Annotated in this window: 18 protein-coding genes; 15 read left to right on the forward strand and 3 right to left on the reverse strand. The window is 42.9% G+C overall.

The window, feature by feature from the left end; all coding sequences use genetic code 11:
• The first annotated feature begins 2 nt into the window (after positions 1-2).
• Positions 3-782, forward strand: coding sequence for an LD-carboxypeptidase LdcB/DacB (gene ldcB, locus O3626_RS01435; protein WP_371494800.1), 780 nt, complete (start codon positions 3-5; stop codon positions 780-782).
• Between the two features lie 31 nt (positions 783-813).
• Here ldcB and O3626_RS01440 read toward each other — a convergent pair whose 3' ends face one another.
• The 3 genes from O3626_RS01440 to coaA all read right to left on the reverse strand — a co-directional run bounded on the left by O3626_RS01440 (position 814) and on the right by coaA (position 2,655).
• On the reverse strand, positions 814-1,323 hold the full coding sequence (locus O3626_RS01440) for a DNA topology modulation protein (RefSeq protein WP_371494802.1): 510 nt from the start codon (positions 1,321-1,323) through the stop codon (positions 814-816).
• Positions 1,324-1,389: 66 nt separating this feature from the next.
• Positions 1,390-1,638 carry a 30S ribosomal protein S20 gene (rpsT, locus tag O3626_RS01445; protein ID WP_003007640.1) on the reverse strand — a complete coding sequence of 83 codons (249 nt, stop codon included), beginning with the start codon at positions 1,636-1,638 and terminating at the stop codon, positions 1,390-1,392.
• Positions 1,639-1,734: 96 nt separating this feature from the next.
• On the reverse strand, positions 1,735-2,655 hold the full coding sequence (coaA, locus tag O3626_RS01450; RefSeq protein ID WP_371494805.1) for a type I pantothenate kinase: 921 nt from the start codon (positions 2,653-2,655) through the stop codon (positions 1,735-1,737).
• Between the two features lie 90 nt (positions 2,656-2,745).
• On the opposite strand from coaA, the gene O3626_RS01455 reads away from it, so the two are divergent.
• The 14 genes from O3626_RS01455 to O3626_RS01520 all read left to right on the forward strand — a co-directional run bounded on the left by O3626_RS01455 (position 2,746) and on the right by O3626_RS01520 (position 16,467).
• Positions 2,746-3,339 (forward strand): class I SAM-dependent methyltransferase, encoded by a 594-nt coding sequence (locus tag O3626_RS01455; RefSeq protein WP_070594890.1) that lies wholly within the window; start codon positions 2,746-2,748, stop codon positions 3,337-3,339.
• Positions 3,336-4,613 carry a pyrimidine-nucleoside phosphorylase gene (locus O3626_RS01460; protein ID WP_371494808.1) on the forward strand — a complete coding sequence of 426 codons (1,278 nt, stop codon included), beginning with the start codon at positions 3,336-3,338 and terminating at the stop codon, positions 4,611-4,613. The genes O3626_RS01455 and O3626_RS01460 overlap by 4 nt, the downstream gene beginning before the upstream one ends.
• Positions 4,614-4,630: 17 nt before the next feature.
• The gene (gene deoC, locus O3626_RS01465) at positions 4,631-5,293 is read left to right on the forward strand and encodes a deoxyribose-phosphate aldolase (RefSeq protein WP_021153359.1); all 663 of its coding nucleotides are present in this window, start codon (positions 4,631-4,633) and stop codon (positions 5,291-5,293) included.
• Positions 5,280-5,669: a cytidine deaminase gene (locus O3626_RS01470; RefSeq protein ID WP_003007631.1), complete on the forward strand. Its 390-nt coding sequence runs from the start codon at positions 5,280-5,282 to the stop codon at positions 5,667-5,669. The genes deoC and O3626_RS01470 overlap by 14 nt, the downstream gene beginning before the upstream one ends.
• A 75-nt stretch (positions 5,670-5,744) precedes the next feature.
• Positions 5,745-6,806, forward strand: coding sequence for a BMP family protein (locus O3626_RS01475; protein WP_371494811.1), 1,062 nt, complete (start codon positions 5,745-5,747; stop codon positions 6,804-6,806).
• 128 nt (positions 6,807-6,934) lie between these two features.
• A complete protein-coding gene (locus O3626_RS01480) occupies positions 6,935-8,470 on the forward strand; it encodes an ABC transporter ATP-binding protein (RefSeq protein WP_371494814.1) in 1,536 nt (511 codons plus the stop codon).
• Entirely contained in the window at positions 8,463-9,524 is a 1,062-nt protein-coding gene (locus O3626_RS01485; protein WP_003007621.1) for an ABC transporter permease, read from the forward strand. Before O3626_RS01480 ends, O3626_RS01485 begins: the two co-directional genes overlap by 8 nt.
• Positions 9,524-10,480, forward strand: a complete 957-nt coding sequence (locus O3626_RS01490; RefSeq protein WP_371494816.1) for an ABC transporter permease — start codon at positions 9,524-9,526, stop codon at positions 10,478-10,480. Before O3626_RS01485 ends, O3626_RS01490 begins: the two co-directional genes overlap by 1 nt.
• Before the next feature lie 120 nt (positions 10,481-10,600).
• A complete protein-coding gene (locus O3626_RS01495) occupies positions 10,601-11,203 on the forward strand; it encodes a hypothetical protein (protein WP_371494818.1) in 603 nt (200 codons plus the stop codon).
• Positions 11,204-11,224: 21 nt separating this feature from the next.
• A complete protein-coding gene (locus O3626_RS01500; protein ID WP_302693046.1) occupies positions 11,225-11,860 on the forward strand; it encodes a copper homeostasis protein CutC in 636 nt (211 codons plus the stop codon).
• 85 nt (positions 11,861-11,945) lie between these two features.
• The gene (locus tag O3626_RS01505; protein WP_347112307.1) at positions 11,946-12,629 is read left to right on the forward strand and encodes an MmcQ/YjbR family DNA-binding protein; all 684 of its coding nucleotides are present in this window, start codon (positions 11,946-11,948) and stop codon (positions 12,627-12,629) included.
• Position 12,630: 1 nt separating this feature from the next.
• Complete coding sequence (locus tag O3626_RS01510; protein ID WP_371494821.1) at positions 12,631-14,385, forward strand: ABC transporter ATP-binding protein; 1,755 nt, start codon at positions 12,631-12,633, stop codon at positions 14,383-14,385.
• Entirely contained in the window at positions 14,372-16,126 is a 1,755-nt protein-coding gene (locus O3626_RS01515) for an ABC transporter ATP-binding protein (RefSeq protein WP_371494823.1), read from the forward strand. Before O3626_RS01510 ends, O3626_RS01515 begins: the two co-directional genes overlap by 14 nt.
• Before the next feature lie 92 nt (positions 16,127-16,218).
• Positions 16,219-16,467: a hypothetical protein gene (locus O3626_RS01520; RefSeq protein WP_195487549.1), complete on the forward strand. Its 249-nt coding sequence runs from the start codon at positions 16,219-16,221 to the stop codon at positions 16,465-16,467.
• The last annotated feature ends 2 nt before the right edge of the window (positions 16,468-16,469 follow it).

Genomic DNA, 16,469 nt, shown 5'->3' on the forward strand with positions numbered 1-16,469 from the left:
CCATGAAAGCAAGATTTTCCAAATTAACCTTGGTGACAGTTGCCTTGTTAACCCTGACAGCTTGCTCCCAATCTCAATCCACTAGTTCTAAATCTTCTGCAAAAGAAGAAACCAAACAAACGCAAACCAAGTCTTCCAAAGAAATGTCTTCAGCAAAGAATCCATCAAAAGAGACTGGCAAAGAAGAGTCGTCAAAAGCTGGTAAGTCAGATGTGAAAGTGGACTCTGGTGTCAGCTACAATGGTTCTTACTATAGTGTTAAAGGGAAATATGGTGAGGTGATGATCGCCAACAAACATTATCCTTTGGCGCCGGACTTTAACCCAGGTGAAGATCCTGAAGCTGTTTCGGCCCTTCATGAATTGATTGCAGCCATGCAGGCAGAGGGTTATCCGATCAGTGACCAATATAGTGGTTTTCGTAGCTACGATACCCAAGTTGAACTCTATCAAAACTATGTCAATCAAGATGGTCAGGAAGCCGCAGATCGTTATTCCGCAAGACCAGGTTATAGTGAACACCAAACTGGTTTGACCTTTGATTTGATCGATACCAGTGGTAATTTGGTAACCGAACCTGGACCAAGTAAGTGGTTGCTCAAGAATGCTGCTAAATATGGCTTTGTGGTTCGTTACCAAGAAGGAAAAGAAAAAGTAACAGGCTACATGCCAGAAAGCTGGCATCTCCGCTATATCGGAAAAGAAGCACAAGATATTGCGGACTCAGGCTTGAGTCTGGAAGAATACTATGGCTTTACTGGCGGAGACTACGTTGATAAATAAGAAAAGGCTGGGATTTCAATCCCAACCTTTTTTATTGTATGTTTTTTAGAAACGCATCCAGCTCTTTTTGGTTCTTGAGAGAGACAAATTTGTCTGGATAGGTTTGGTTGACGGTTTGATAGCGTGTAACCTGTTTGTCTTGGCGACCGTTCCAAAGGATCCAACGGATGAATTCCCAGTCAAAGCGTTCGGGGCAACCTGCCGCCATACTCTCACGGACGCGGCCTTTATAACGGCGGTATCGTTTCCAGCCTCTAAAGAGGCAGTTCCAACGAGAGAAGTTGAGAAAGATAATCTGGTCGGCTTGCTCCATTCTTTCCTCATAGCAGCACCAAGAGTAATTGCCATCAATGACCCAGTCTTTATGATCGCTGAGAAACTGTCTCATCTCACCTTCCATCCAATCCCGGTCACTGTCTATCCAACCGGGTTGAAATTGAAGGGTGTCCATATGGAGCTTGGGAATGGAGTAGTGGCGGGCTAAGTTTTCAGCCAAAGTAGATTTTCCAGATCCAGAATAGCCAATAATAACAATTTTCATAAGCACCTCTCAAAAAATTAGGCACAAAAAAAGCTCCGGAGAGCTTGATTTTTATGCTGTTCTTGATTAACCAAGTTTCGCTGCAAGACGTGCTTTATCACGGCTAGCTTTGTTCTTGTGGATCAAACCTTTAGTTTCTGCTTTATCGATAGCTGAGCTAGCAGCGCGGTAAAGTTCTTCAGATGGGTTTGCTTCAAAAGCTTTGATTGCAGTACGCATAGCTGATTTTTGAGCTGAGTTTTTTTCGTTTTGTTTAACGTTCAATTCAGCGCGTTTGATAGCTGATTTAATGTTTGCCAAGTTATTCACCTCCATTGATAATCTAACTATCTCATTATATATGAAAAGTTAAGATTTGACAAGCCTAAAATAGCTTTTCCTTAAAAAAGTACCGTTAAAAGGCCATTTTCTCTAGCGTTTGAGATAAATTTCATCGATTTCATGGTTGGTTGCCTTATGGAGAATCAGATCAGCTCGGTTTCTGGTTGGTTGTATGTAATGTTGCAAGTTGACTAAATTAATGGATTCCCAGACCTGATGGGCCATGCTTAAAACTTCTTCTAGGGGTTGCTCTGTAAATCGATAGTAGTAGTTATTAGGATCATTTTGAGCTAATGCAAGGAGTTTTTGGAAACGATCGAGATACCAAGATTCGATATCGTCTACTGCGGCATCCACATAGATTGAAAAATCAAAGAAATCGGTCATATAGAGACTGTCATTTTGCGGATTTTGAAAGACATTGATCCCTTCTACAATGACAAAATCAGCTGGTAAAATGGTTTGCTTCTCATCTGGAACAATATCGTATATTTCGTGGGAATAGACAGGGATTTCTACGCTCTTGTTGTTTTTAATTTGATTGAGAAAATCAAGGAGCAATTCCATATCATAGCTTTCCGGAAATCCTTTTCGATTGAGGATCTCTTCTTCTTTTAAGATAGCATTTGGATAGAGGAAGCCATCTGTTGTCACCAATTCTACTGTAGAGCCTTCGAAGGTTCGCGACAGCAGGATTTGAAGTAGACGGCTAGTGGTAGATTTTCCAACCGCAACGCTCCCTGAAACTCCAATGATAAAGGGTTGGCGTTCACTCGTTTTTTGAAGAAAAATACCTTTTGAGAAGGCCAAATCTTCTTTGGAACGCTTGTAGATTCCAATCAGGTTTGTCAAAGGCAGGTAGACGTCACGTACATCTTGGAGGTTGATGCGGTCGTTAAAACTTTTAATAGAATTGAGCTCTGTTTGAGAGAGTGGTGGGGTGGTTTTGCGGTGCAAATTTTGCCAGGTTTCCCGATTAATTTTTTCAAAATGTAGAAATTCTTTGTCCATATGTCACTCCTATTGTAGTCTTTAGTATACCAATTTTTAGAGGTCATGTAAACGATTTAAAAAAGGAGTGAATTATGATAAAATAACCTTATGAGTAAAATGTATTTCGATGTAAACCCAGATGCAGCCCATGATATTCATGATCTGGCTGTTGTTTTATTGGGACAAAAGATGAATTTTTATACGGACGCCGGCGTCTTTAGTAAAAAAATGATTGACTATGGAAGCCAGGTGCTCTTATCAACCCTGGATTTTCAAGAAGGGGAAAGTGTCCTCGATGTTGGCTGTGGCTATGGTCCAATTGGCCTCTCTCTAGCTAAAGCCCAGGGAGTCGCAGTGACCATGGTCGATGTCAATGAGAGGGCACTAGACTTGGCTAAGAAAAATGCTAGCCGAAACGGCGTGGAAGTTCAGATCTTTTCTTCGGATGTCTATGAAGCAGTCGAAGGGGTCTTTGACCATGTAATCAGTAATCCGCCGATCCGAGCTGGTAAGAAAGTGGTCCACCAAGTGATCACCGGTAGTTTTGAACATTTGAAACCAGGTGGAGACTTGACCATTGTCATTCAGAAAAAACAAGGGGCTCCGAGCGCTAAGGCCAAGATGGAAGAGACGTTTGGCAATTGTGAAATCGTAAAAAAAGACAAAGGCTATTATATTTTAAGAAGTGAGAAAGAATCATGAGAGCAGTAGATATCATTCAGAAAAAAAGAGATGGTCTTGCCTTAAACAAGGAAGAAATTGAATGGCTGATTGAGGGCTATGTTGCTGGAACGGTTCCAGATTACCAAATGTCCGCTTTTGCTATGGCTGTTTATTTTAAAGGGATGACGACGGAAGAAATCTCTCATATGACCATGAAGATGGTCCAAACGGGGCAACAGTTTGATCTGTCAGCTATTCCAGGAATCAAGGTGGACAAACACTCGACTGGTGGTGTAGGAGACAAGGTAACCTTGGTCTTGGTGCCTTTGGTTGCAAGTTTCGGAGTGCCGGTTGCAAAAATGAGTGGTCGTGGCTTAGGCCACACAGGTGGGACCATCGATAAGTTGGAATCCATTAAAGGTTTCCAGATTGAACGGAACCAAGAGGAATTTATCCAGCAGGTGCAGGAGATCGGCTTATCGGTCATTGGTCAATCCGACCAACTCGTAAAAGCAGACAAACTCTTGTATGCTCTGCGTGATGTGACAGCGACAGTGGACACCATTCCTTTGATTGCTAGCTCCGTCATGAGTAAGAAAATTGCAGCTGGTGCTGATGCCATTCTTCTCGATGTCACCGTTGGAGAAGGGGCCTTTATGAAGACCATTGAAGAGGCGCGTGAACTAGCTCGTACCATGGTGGATCTCGGTAATGCCGTAGGGCGCAAGACAATCGCTGTCATTACAGATATGAGCCAACCTTTGGGAACCAGTATTGGCAATCGTTTAGAGATTTTGGAAGCCCTGGATATTCTAAAAGGACAGGGGCGTGCTGATGTCACAGAGTTTATTTGTGAATTAGCACAAATCATGTTGAAATTGGCCAATGTAGATCAATCGATTGAAGCCATTCATGAACACTTGAGCAATGGACAAGCCTTAGCCAAGTTTGAAGAAATGGTCGTGGCACAAGGTGGAGACTTAGAGGATTTGCATCGTCCCGTCAAGGTAGATCAGGTCCTTGAAGTAACAGCAGATCAAGATGGCGTCATTGCAGCTTTACCTGCCATGGAATTTGGCCTGTTAGCCATGCGACTTGGTGCTGGCCGTGCTGTCAAATCGGATCCGCTTGATTATGAAACAGGGATTGTATTTGACAAAAAAGTGGGAGAGCACGTTAAAAAAGGGGAACGCATTGCTCGTATTTTCGTGAATGAAAAAAATTCACAAGAAAGCGTTACAGAATTCAAAAAAAATGTTAAAATACTAGAAGGGGCTGAAAGCGTTAAAGAAATTATTGAAATAATATCTTAAGTAGCTCAGGAGATTGTATGAAGTTAAATAAATATATTGATCACACTCTTTTAAAACCAGATGCGCAACAAGAACAGATCGAAAAATTGATCGAAGAAGCTAAGGCATATGATTTTGCCAGTGTCTGTGTGAACCCAACATGGGTGAATTTTGCGGCTGAGGGCTTGCGCGATTCAGATGTAAAAGTTTGTACCGTCATTGGTTTTCCTTTGGGAGCAAATACCCCTTTTGTCAAAGCGTGTGAAACAAAAAATGCTATTCAAAATGGTGCCGATGAAATTGACATGGTCATTAATATCGGTGCTTTGAAGTCTAAGAATTTAGCACTAGTTGAAGAAGATATCCAAGCTGTTGTCGAAGCAAGCGGTGATAAGCTGGTCAAAGTCATCATTGAGACGTGTCTCTTAACAGACGATGAAAAGATCGTCGCTTGTCAGATTGCAAAGTCAGCTGGAGCTGACTTTGTGAAGACTTCAACTGGCTTCTCAACTGGAGGAGCAACGGTAGAAGATGTGGCCTTAATGCGTCAAACTGTTGGACCCGACATGGGTGTTAAAGCTTCTGGTGGTGCTCGCTCTTATGAAGATGCTCTTGCTTTTATCGAAGCTGGTGCGACCCGTATCGGGACTTCTTCTGGTGTAGCCATCATGGAAGGAAAGGTGGCTCATGGCGACTACTGAGTTGATTGACTTAGCAGTTGAAGTGAGTCAACAAGCCTATGTGCCTTACTCTCATTTCCCAATTGGAGCTGTACTGCTAACGAAGGATGGAGAAATCTATACAGGTGTCAATATCGAAAATGCCAGTTTTGGTTTGACCAACTGTGGAGAACGGACAGCCATTTTTAAAGCTGTTTCTGAAGGAGCTCGTGAGTTTCAAGAGCTCATTATCTACGGGCAAACAGAAAAGCCCATCTCTCCATGTGGTGCTTGTCGCCAGGTCATGGCTGAATTTTTTGAGCCAGACCTTCCTGTAACCTTAGTATCTAAAGATAAATCGACGGTCGTGATGACGGTCAAGGAATTACTTCCATATTCCTTTACAGACCTGACTTAATAGGTCTGTGAGGCGGTCTTTTGACCCTTTCAATACTTCGCAACAATGTTGCACAATAATTTAGGAGGTTCAGTAATGAACAAGAAACAATGGCTAGGCCTTGGTCTAGTAACTGTCGCTGCTATCGGACTTGCAGCATGTGGAAATCGTGCGTCTAAAAAAGATAGCGCAAACTCAGAATCTAAAACAGATTTGAAAGCTGCTATCATTACCGATACTGGTGGTGTGGATGACAAATCATTCAACCAATCTGCTTGGGAAGGTTTGCAAGCTTGGGGTAAAGAAAACGGTCTTTCTAAAGGGAACGGATTTGACTACTTCCAATCAACAGATGAATCTCAATATGCGACAAACCTTGATGAAGCTGTTTCTAACGACTACAAATTGATCTTTGGTGTTGGTTTTGCCTTGAGCGACTCTGTTAAAAAAGCTGCAAAAGACAACCAAGATGTGAACTATGTCATCATCGATGACCGTATTGAAGGACAAAAGAACGTAGCATCTGCTGTTTATGCCGATAACGAAGCTGGTTACCTTGCTGGTATCGCTGCTGCGAAAACTACAAAAACTAAACAAGTTGGTTTTGTAGGTGGTATGGAAAGTGAAGTTATCACTCGTTTCCGCGCTGGATTTGAAGCTGGTGTTAAATCTGTTGACCCATCTATCAAAGTTCAAGTAGACTACGCTGGTTCATTCGGTGACTCTGCGAAAGGTAAAACAATTGCTGCTGCACAATATGCTGCAGGTGCAGACGTTATCTACCAAGTAGCTGGTGGTACTGGTGCTGGTGTCTTCTCTGAAGCAAAAGACTTGAACGAAAAGAAAAATGAAGACGAAAAAGTTTGGGTTCTTGGTGTTGACCGCGACCAAAAAGCTGAAGGTGAATACACTTCTAAAGATGGTAAAAAATCTAACTTTGTCTTGGCTTCAAGCTTGAAGAAAGTCGGAGAATCAGTAAAAGACTTGGCTAAGAAAGCTGCTGATGGTAAATTCCCTGGTGGTAAAGTGATTACTTATAGCTTGAAAGATGGTGGTGTTGATTTGACAACTGACAACCTTTCTGCAGATGCTAAAAAAGCTGTCGAAGATGCCAAAGCTAAAATCCTTGATGGGTCTCTTAAAGTTCCTGAAAAATAATATTTAATTGGGCGGCCCTCCCTATAAGGGCCGTTTCTTTTAAAGTGAGACATTTTTGTCTCAATAAAATCTGTTAGTTGTCTAACAGATTTTATTGAAATAAAAAATTTTTGAAAGGAAACACCTACATGACACATGAATATGTCATCGAAATGCGTGAGATTACCAAAAAATTTGGTGACTTTGTAGCAAATGACAAGATTAATCTTCAGTTGCGCAAAGGTGAAATCCATGCACTTCTTGGAGAAAATGGTGCGGGAAAATCTACCCTGATGAATATGCTGGCTGGTTTGTTGGAACCAACAAGCGGAGACATCGTGGTAAATGGAAATACTGTTAACCTAGACTCACCTTCAAAAGCAGCTTCTTTAGGAATTGGAATGGTGCACCAACACTTTATGTTGGTTGAAGCCTTCACTGTTGCTGAAAATATCATCCTTGGTTCTGAAACCACGAAGCATGGTATTTTGGACCTTAAAAAAGCCGGTCAAGATATCCTTGAATTGTCTAAAAAATATGGCTTGGCAGTTGATCCAAATGCTAAAGTTGAGGATATTTCCGTTGGTGCGCAGCAACGTGTGGAAATCTTAAAGACGCTTTATCGTGGAGCCGACATCCTAATCTTTGATGAACCAACTGCAGTGTTGACACCAGCTGAAATCGAAGAATTGATGACAATCATGAAGAACTTGGCGAATGAAGGAAAATCAATCATCTTGATTACGCACAAGTTGGATGAAATCCGTGCTGTTTCAGACCGCGTAACGGTTATCCGTCGTGGGAAATCTATTGAAACAGTCGAGATTGGTGGAGCAACCAACCAAGATTTGGCCGAAATGATGGTCGGTCGTTCTGTTTCCTTTAAGACTGAAAAAGGCCCTTCTGAACCAAAAGAAGTGGTCTTATCGATCGAAAACTTGGTCGTGAATGAAAACCGGGGAGTCCCAGCTGTTAAGAATCTTTCAGTAGAACTTCGTGCTGGTGAAATCGTTGGGATCGCAGGGATTGATGGAAATGGTCAGTCTGAGTTGATCCAAGCCATTACAGGTCTACGGAAGGTAAAATCCGGTTCAATCAAGATTAAAGGCAAGGATGTTGTAGGACTTCGTCCACGTCAAATCACAGAAATGAAGGTAGGACACGTCCCTGAAGACCGTCACCGGGATGGTTTGGTCCTTGATATGATGATCTCTGAAAACATTGCTCTTCAAACTTACTATAAAGAACCTTTTAGCAAGAATGGTATTTTGAATTATCCAAATATTACCTCTTATGCCAAGAAGTTGATGGAAGAGTTTGACGTTCGTGCAGCTAGTGAAGTGGTACCAGCTAAGGCTCTCTCTGGAGGAAACCAGCAAAAAGCCATTATCGCTCGGGAAATCGATCGCGATCCAGATCTCTTGATCGTCAGCCAGCCGACTCGTGGTTTGGACGTCGGAGCGATTGAATATATCCACAAACGTTTGATTCAAGAACGGGATAATGGAAAAGCCGTTCTGGTTGTCAGCTTTGAATTAGATGAAATTTTGAATGTTTCTGACCGTATTGCGGTTATTCATGATGGGAAGATCCAAGGGATCGTAACCCCAGAAACGACGAATAAGCAAGAACTTGGAATCCTCATGGCAGGTGGACAAGTAAAGGAGGGAGCATCAAATGAATAAGAATTTAAAACAAATTGCTGTTCCATTGGTGTCTGTCCTTTTAGGATTGGTCCTAGGTGCCATTATTATGTGGGCCTTCAGCTATGATGCCCTTTGGGGATATGAATTGCTGTTTAAGAAAGCCTTTGGTTCGATTAAGAGTTGGGGTAATATTTCCCGTGCTATGGGGCCACTGATTTTAGTTGCTCTTGGATTTTCGGTAGCTAGCCGGGCCGGCTTCTTTAACGTTGGACTTCCTGGTCAGGCTTTTGCAGGATGGATCATGGCGACTTGGTTTGCCCTTTCCTTCCCAAATATGCCTCGCTTACTGATGATTCCGATGACCGTTTTGATTGCGGCTATTGCCGGTGGATTTATTGGAGCGATTCCAGGTTTCCTTCGTGCTTATCTTGGAACCAGTGAGGTGATCATCACCATTATGATGAACTACATTGTTCTCTATGGTGGGAATGCCCTGATCCATAGCTTCCCAGCTTCCTTGATGAAAAACAAGGACTCAACTATTGATGTGGGAGCCAATGCTGTCTACCAGACGGAGTGGTTGCGTAATTTGACGGATAAATCTCAAATGAACATCGGGATTTTCTTTGCCATCATCGCAGTGGTAGTCATCTGGTTCTTGATGAAGAAAACAACACTTGGTTTTGAAATCCGTGCCGTTGGTCTCAATGCGAATGCGGCAGAATACGCAGGGATGTCTGCAAAACGGACCATTATCCTTTCTATGATCATTTCTGGTGCTCTTGCTGGTATCGGTGGAGTAGCAGAAGGTCTGGGTATTTACTCAAATGTCTATGTTCAAACTAGCTCAATGAGTGTTGGATTTAACGGAATGGCCGTTGCCCTTCTTGCGATGAATTCACCAATTGGTATTCCATTTGCTGCCTTCTTGTTTGGAGCGCTTCAAATTGGGGGAGTTGGTATGAAGCCAGCTGCTATCCCTGAAGAAGTCGTTCAAATTGTGACAGCATCTATTATCTTCTTCGTATGTGCCCACTACATTATCGAAAAGATGATCTCGATGCGATCAGCTAAAAAAGGAGGAGCAAACTAATGAGTATTGTAACGATTTTAAGTATTCTTGTTTCCTCTATGATTGTGTATGCGGCGCCGCTGATCTTCACAAGTATCGGAGGAGCATACTCAGAACACGCTGGGGTTGTTAACGTTGGCCTTGAAGGAATCATGGTTATGGGAGCCTTCTCAGGAATTATCTTTAACTTGACTTTTGAGCCTACCTTAGGGAATATGACACCATGGTTGTCCTTGATTGTTGCTGCAGGAATTGGAGTACTTTTCTCCTTGATCCACGCAGTGGCAACGATTCATTTCCGTGCTGACCATATCGTTTCAGGTACAGTATTGAACTTGATGGCCCCTCCATTAGCCGTCTTTCTAGTTAAAGCAATGTACAACAAAGGGCAAACTGATAATATCAAAGTTGCCTTTGGGAAAACATCCATTCCGGTCTTATCTAAAATTCCGGTGATTGGGGATATTTTCTTCAACAATGCCAGCATCATCGGCTGGGTTGCAATTCTTTTCTCATTCTTTGCTTGGTTCGTCATGTTCAAGACAAAATTTGGTTTGCGTCTTCGTTCAGTTGGTGAACACCCACAAGCAGCAGATACATTGGGAATCAATGTTTATAAAATGCGCTACTTAGGAGTCATGATCTCAGGTGCCCTAGCAGGTATGGGAGGAGCCATATACGCTCAGTCAGTTTCTGTTAACTTTGCGGTAACTACTATTGTAGGTCCTGGATTTATCGCCCTTGCGGCTATGATTTTCGGGAAATGGAACCCAATCGGTGCCATGTTGGCTAGTCTCTTCTTTGGAGCTTCACAAAGTTTGGCAGTTATCGGGAATCAATTGCCTTTGCTTAAAGGTATCCCATCCATCTACTTGCAAATTGCGCCTTACGTCTTGACCATGGTTGTCTTGGCAGCCTTCTTCGGACAAGCAGTTGCACCAAAAGCAGATGGTGTTAACTACATTAAATCGAAATAATGCACAGAGAGATGCGAGGTTTCCTCGGTCTCTTTTGCTTTCTAAAGGCCCCTCTTAGTCGCAATTTCTTTGGATTTAAGGTACAATAAGAATACAACTTTTCACGTATTGGAGGAGCAGATGTTTAAGTGGATGATACGCCTGATTGGCATGGTGATCGTTTTATTTATTTTATTAGTGATCCTGTTGGTTCCTGGATCCATCCCTGAAGGGGAGCAGCTGAGAAATGTGCAGGCAGGGAACTCTTTGATTGAACTGGCTCAAAATGCAGTTTCAAATGCTTCTGTAAGCACTGAAGGGCTCTCAACTGAGTTGAGTCTCAATTCTGTGCAATTGAGTCAAGTTGTAAAAACAAGTGCTGGATCTGCTCTTGACAATTCTGACTTTCAAAAGTTGGCACTTGGAATGGATGGCAATGACCTTCATGTCAAAGTTCCTGTTTCCTTAGGGCCAGTCGATAGCTATCTAGATTTAACCATGACAGGTCAAGTTGAAAACAATGTCATGAATTTGACTGTGACAGCTGCTAAATTAGGGAAAATGCCGATTCCAAAATCCTTAGTTCTCAACTATTTGAAGGATCAATCCAATCAAAATGGAGGCGGCTTCACAGTGAACGGTGATCAGATTACGCTTGAGATCCCTCAAGCAGGTTATACTATCTCAAAAGCGCGAGTAGAAAATGGCAATGCCAAGGTGACGGTTAGTATCTCCTTATTTTAAGACTATGAAAATGGAGTTGTCATGCTTATCTTTGAATTTTGTGCAGAGAATTTAACGTTTATTGATAAGGCGATTGCTGCTGGGGCAGGTCGCATTGAACTGTGTGACAACCTGGCAGTAGGCGGGACCACACCGAGCTTAGGGGTTATCCAGGAAGCAATCAAACTGACAGAAGAGAAGTCTGTGGATCTATGTGTCATTATCCGGCCTCGTGGTGGAGACTTTGTCTACACAGATCTTGAAGTCCAAGCTATGCTAGCGGATATTCGGGCTGCGAAGGAAATAGGTGTTTCTAGTTTTGTGCTGGGTGCACTGACGAGCGATCGAAAGTTGGACCAGAGGGTCATGCAGCTTTTACTAGCAGCCTGTGGAGAGGCAGAGGTTGTCTTTCATATGGCTTTTGATGAGTTAGCTCATACAGATCAGCTAGAAGCGATTGAGTGGCTTTCTATCCATGGTGTGGCTCGAATTTTAACTCGAGCTGGAGGTCTAGGTGCCACACTAGAGCAACGTTTTGAACATTACCATCGTTTATTAGCTGCGGCTAAGGGAAAGATTCAGATCTTGCCTGGTGGAGGTGTGACGGTAGAAAATCGTTCACTCTTTTTGGAGCAATTGGGCATTTGTCAACTGCATGGCACGCGCATCGTGTTTTAAAAAAGAAACGATCACTGCTTTAGGTCGTTTTGAGGATCCGTTATCAAGGTTGGGTACGTTGTTCCCAGCCTCTTCTAGTGCAAAAATGAATAAGGGAGAGAAATTGTTTTTAGAGAATTATTTTGACCGCTACACTTTTCAGCCAGAAAAGGGAATGGCTTATGGATTTGAGAAAATAGAGGCAGGCTATGAGTATCAGTGCCCCGTCTTTTCGGACACATTTCTCTTAAAATTCCGAGTCTGCGACCAGAAGATTTCCTTTCGGGTCTATGATCAGGATACAGGGGACGAGTATATCCAGATCCATCTGGAACAGCTACAAGGAAATTTCGTTGGCCAAGTCAGAGAAGCCTGTCAAGAAAGTCTTGCAAGGATCCGCCAAGCCTGTTTTGAGGTAGAAGATTTTCTCTATCCTCAAACCAAGCGTCTCATGGCCTATATTTCCCAACACTATCAGGGAACGATTGAATATTTGTGGGAAAGATCTCCTGAATCTGGTGCGATTCGCCACCGAGACACCCTCAAGTGGTATGGTGTCTTTATGACAATTGATTGGTACAAACTGGATGCTGGCAAGTCAGGGAAAATAGAAGTTTTGAATGTCAAGTCTGATCAAGTAGCTCAGTTCGTTCAACAAAAGGGGATTTATCCAGCTTTTCATATGAATAAAAAATATTGGCTGAGTATCCCGCTCGATGGAACAATTGCTGATGAGGACTTGTTTGCTCTGGTGGATAGTAGCTGGCAACTCACCAAAAAGGGGAAATAAGATGAATCTGTTGAGGAAATTATCTTGGTTTTTTAATTTAGAGAAGAAGCGATACTTGATCGGGATAGGGTCCTTGATCTTGGTTAGTTTTTTAAACCTCATTCCTCCAAGAATCATGGGACTTGTGATCGATTTGATCGATAAAAGAAGGCTGACACTGGGGCAGTTAGTTGTGGATATCGCCCTTTTGGTCCTCGCAGCTCTAGCCATGTATGGTCTTCGTTTTGTCTGGAGACGCTATATTTTTGGGACGGCTAATAAGTTGGCTCGGATCTTGCGTTACCGTTTGTTTAAGCAATTTACGCTCATGTCTCCGTCTTTTTATCAGCGTTATCGGACAGGGAATCTCATGGCCCATGCTACTAATGATATCAATGCGGTAACCATGTTTGCTGGTGGCGGCGTTATGTCTGCAGTGGATGCTTCCGTGACGGCCTTGGTGACTCTAGTCAGCATGTTTTTCATGATTGATTGGCGCTTAACCCTCTTGGCTATTTTGCCCCTACCGGTTATGGTGGTAGTGACTTCAGCTATTGGCCGCAAAAACCACAAAGCCTTCAAAGAGGCCCAAGAAGGCTTCTCAGAGCTGAACAACTTTGTTCAGGAATCAGTATCAGGAGTCAAGGTGACCAAATCCTTTGGCTTTCAGGCAGATGAGATTCAGGCTTTTGAAAAAACCAATCAAATGGTCTTTTCAAAAAATATGACTTCCGCCGGTTACAATGCTTTGTTTGATCCGACCACTCTTCTTTTTGTAGGTCTCTCCTATGTTTTGACGCTCTACTTCGGGGGGCTATTTGTTCAGGAAGGGAGCCTGACGGTTGGACAAATTGTAACCTTTATTACCTATCTCAATATGCTCGTGTGGCCCCTTCAAGCCATGGGCTTCTTATTTAATATTACTCAGAGGGCTAGCGTCTCGTATGACCGAATTGAGACACTTTTAGCAGAAACACCTGAAATCCAAGATCCAAACCATCCAGTCAGAGACATTCAAAATGGAGATTTGGAATATGACATTAAAGAATTCGCCTACGAGAAAGAGCCTGTTCTTGAAAAGGTTACTTTTCATTTAGAAAAAGGACAAACCCTTGGGATTGTGGGTCCAACTGGATCTGGAAAGACCACCTTGTTGCGTCTCTTACTCAGAGAGCATGACTTGGAGCAGGGAGATATCTTTCTAAATGGAATCTCCATCAAAGATTATCGTTTGGAAGATCTGCGTAGTTTGATCGGCTATGTTCCTCAAGATCAGATTCTCTTTGCTATGACTATTCGCGAGAATGTTGCTTTTTCGGATCCGCAGATCAAGGAAGAAGAGTTGATAAAAGCGCTAAGAACCTGTGGGGTCTATGAGGATGTCTTGGCTATGCCAGACCAGATGGAGACTGTGCTTGGAGAGAGAGGGGTCTCTCTTTCTGGCGGGCAAAAGCAACGGATTGCCATGAGTCGCGCTTTGGTCATGAATCCTGAGATCTTGCTTCTGGATGATTCCTTATCTGCAGTAGATGCGAAGACGGAGCACCAGATCATCGAAAATATGAAGCAGGAACGCAAGGGGAAAACAACCATGATCACAGCCCATCGCTTATCCGCTATCGTTCATGCGGATTTGATTCTGGTAATGGAGAATGGTCAAATCAAGGAGCACGGAAATCATGAGGAATTAATGGGTCAAAAAGGTTGGTACTATGAAACCTACCAAGCGCAACAATTATCAGAAGAAATGGAGGGAAAGCTGAATGAAAACATCTGAAGCTCGTGTGATGAAGCGGCTCTTGATTTACATGTGGCGTTACAAATGGTTAACAGCCCTAGCCTTAGCTTTTACCTTCCTGACTAGTCTTTTATTGACGGCGATCCCTCTAGCGGCACGCTGGTATATTGACCACCTAGTGGATCCAACAGAAGTAGGTTCACCGGTCATGACAGCTTTTCAGTTTCTCATTCTTTACTATGGGTTATTCATTGGGCGCGTGCTGGCGACCTACCTGAGCCAATTAACCTTTGCGCGTGTATCCAATTCCATCGTAAGAGATATCCGACTAGATATTTTCCAAAATCTGCAAAGGCTGGGCATGTCCTTTTATGACCAGACAGCAGCAGGTTCGATTGTCTCCCGTGTGACCAATGATACACAGGCCGTCGCAGATATGTTCTCCACTGTCTTTTCAAGTCTGGTTTCATCCTTTTTACTTTTTGTAGTGACCCTGGTGACCATGTTTAGCCTGGATTGGCATTTAACTATTTGGATTCTGCCTTTTCTTCCCGTCATTTGGTTTTCCATTCGACTCTATCGCAAGTTATCCAACCGCCTGGTCAAAATGACGCGTCAGAAATTATCAGATATCAATGTGAAATTATCTGAATCCATCGAAGGTATGCGAATCGTGCAGGCCTTTCGCCAAGAAAAGCGTTTGACCGATGAGTTTGAACGGATTAATGGGGAACATTTGGACTATGCCAATCGTTCTATCGATGTCAATTCCCTCTTTTTGAGACCAGCTATGACCCTTTTACAGGTCCTAGCCTATGCAGTCATTCTGACTTTTTTCGGTCTAAATTGGCAGTCTTCTGGCTTTACAGCAGGTCTTATTTATGCCTTTATCCAATACGTTAGCCAGCTTTTCCAACCCTTGATTGATGTTACCCAAAATTTCGCAACCTTGCAGACCTCTACCATCTCTGCAGGGCGTGTCTTTGAGATGATGGATCGATCTGACTATGAGCCCAAGCAAGCGGATAGTCTGAAAGAAATTGAGCGGGGAGATATACGCTTTGACCATGTATCATTTTCTTACGATGGCAAACGAGATGTCCTAAAAGATATCTCCTTTGAGGTCAAAAACGGACAAACCATCGCCTTTGTCGGTCATACTGGTTCTGGTAAATCTTCCATTGTCAATCTCTTTATGCGATTTTATGAATTTGATCGCGGACGGATCTTGATTGATGGAAAGGATATCAAGGACTACAGCCAGGAAGCCTTGCGCAAGTCTATCGGTCTAGTGCTGCAGGAAGCTTTTCTCTATCATGGAACCATTGCTTCTAATATCCGGATGTACCATGAAGATCTGACAGATGAGGAAATCCGACAAGCAGCTGCATTTGTGGATGTGGCAGACTTTATTGAGGGTCTACCTGGTGGCTATGATCATTCAGTAACAGAGCGGGGGTCTACCTTATCAACCGGTCAGCGTCAGCTTCTGGCTTTTGCTCGGACCATTGCTGCTCAGCCTAAGATCCTCATTTTGGATGAGGCTACGGCTAATATTGACCAGGAGACGGAAGAAATGATCCAAAACTCTCTGAAGAAGATGCGCCAAGGGCGGACAACCATTGCTATTGCCCATCGTCTTTCTACTATCCAAGATGCCGATTGCATCTATGTTCTCGATAAGGGAAAAATCATCGAATCAGGCAACCACGATCAGCTCATTGCTCTAGGAGGAACGTATAAGAAAATGTATGACCTCCAGGCCGGTATGATGAAATAAGGACAAACAAGGGGTAAATGCAAATTTAACCTTGTTTTTCTTGCTTGAAAGCTGTAAAATAAAGAAAAGAACAGAAAAAGGAAGCAACAATCATGTCAAACGATCTCATCCTAATGGGAGTTGTTATTGTCTTATTTGGACTTTATTTCACCCTTCAAGTAGAGCTTACTAAAGTTAGAAATCAATTCACCTATTATCTTCTAAAACCAGGTAGCATCCCCAAGGAACAAAAAGAGAAGTACCTCAAAGAACCAGAGATGGAAGCGATTCGCTTAATTCGCATCGACTATCGGATTGGCCTTCAAAATGCCAAACTTGTCTATGAGCACTTAAAGAAATAAGA

It is taken from the genome of Streptococcus sp. 20925_1_77, assembly GCF_041432125.1.
GTDB lineage: Bacteria > Bacillota > Bacilli > Lactobacillales > Streptococcaceae > Streptococcus.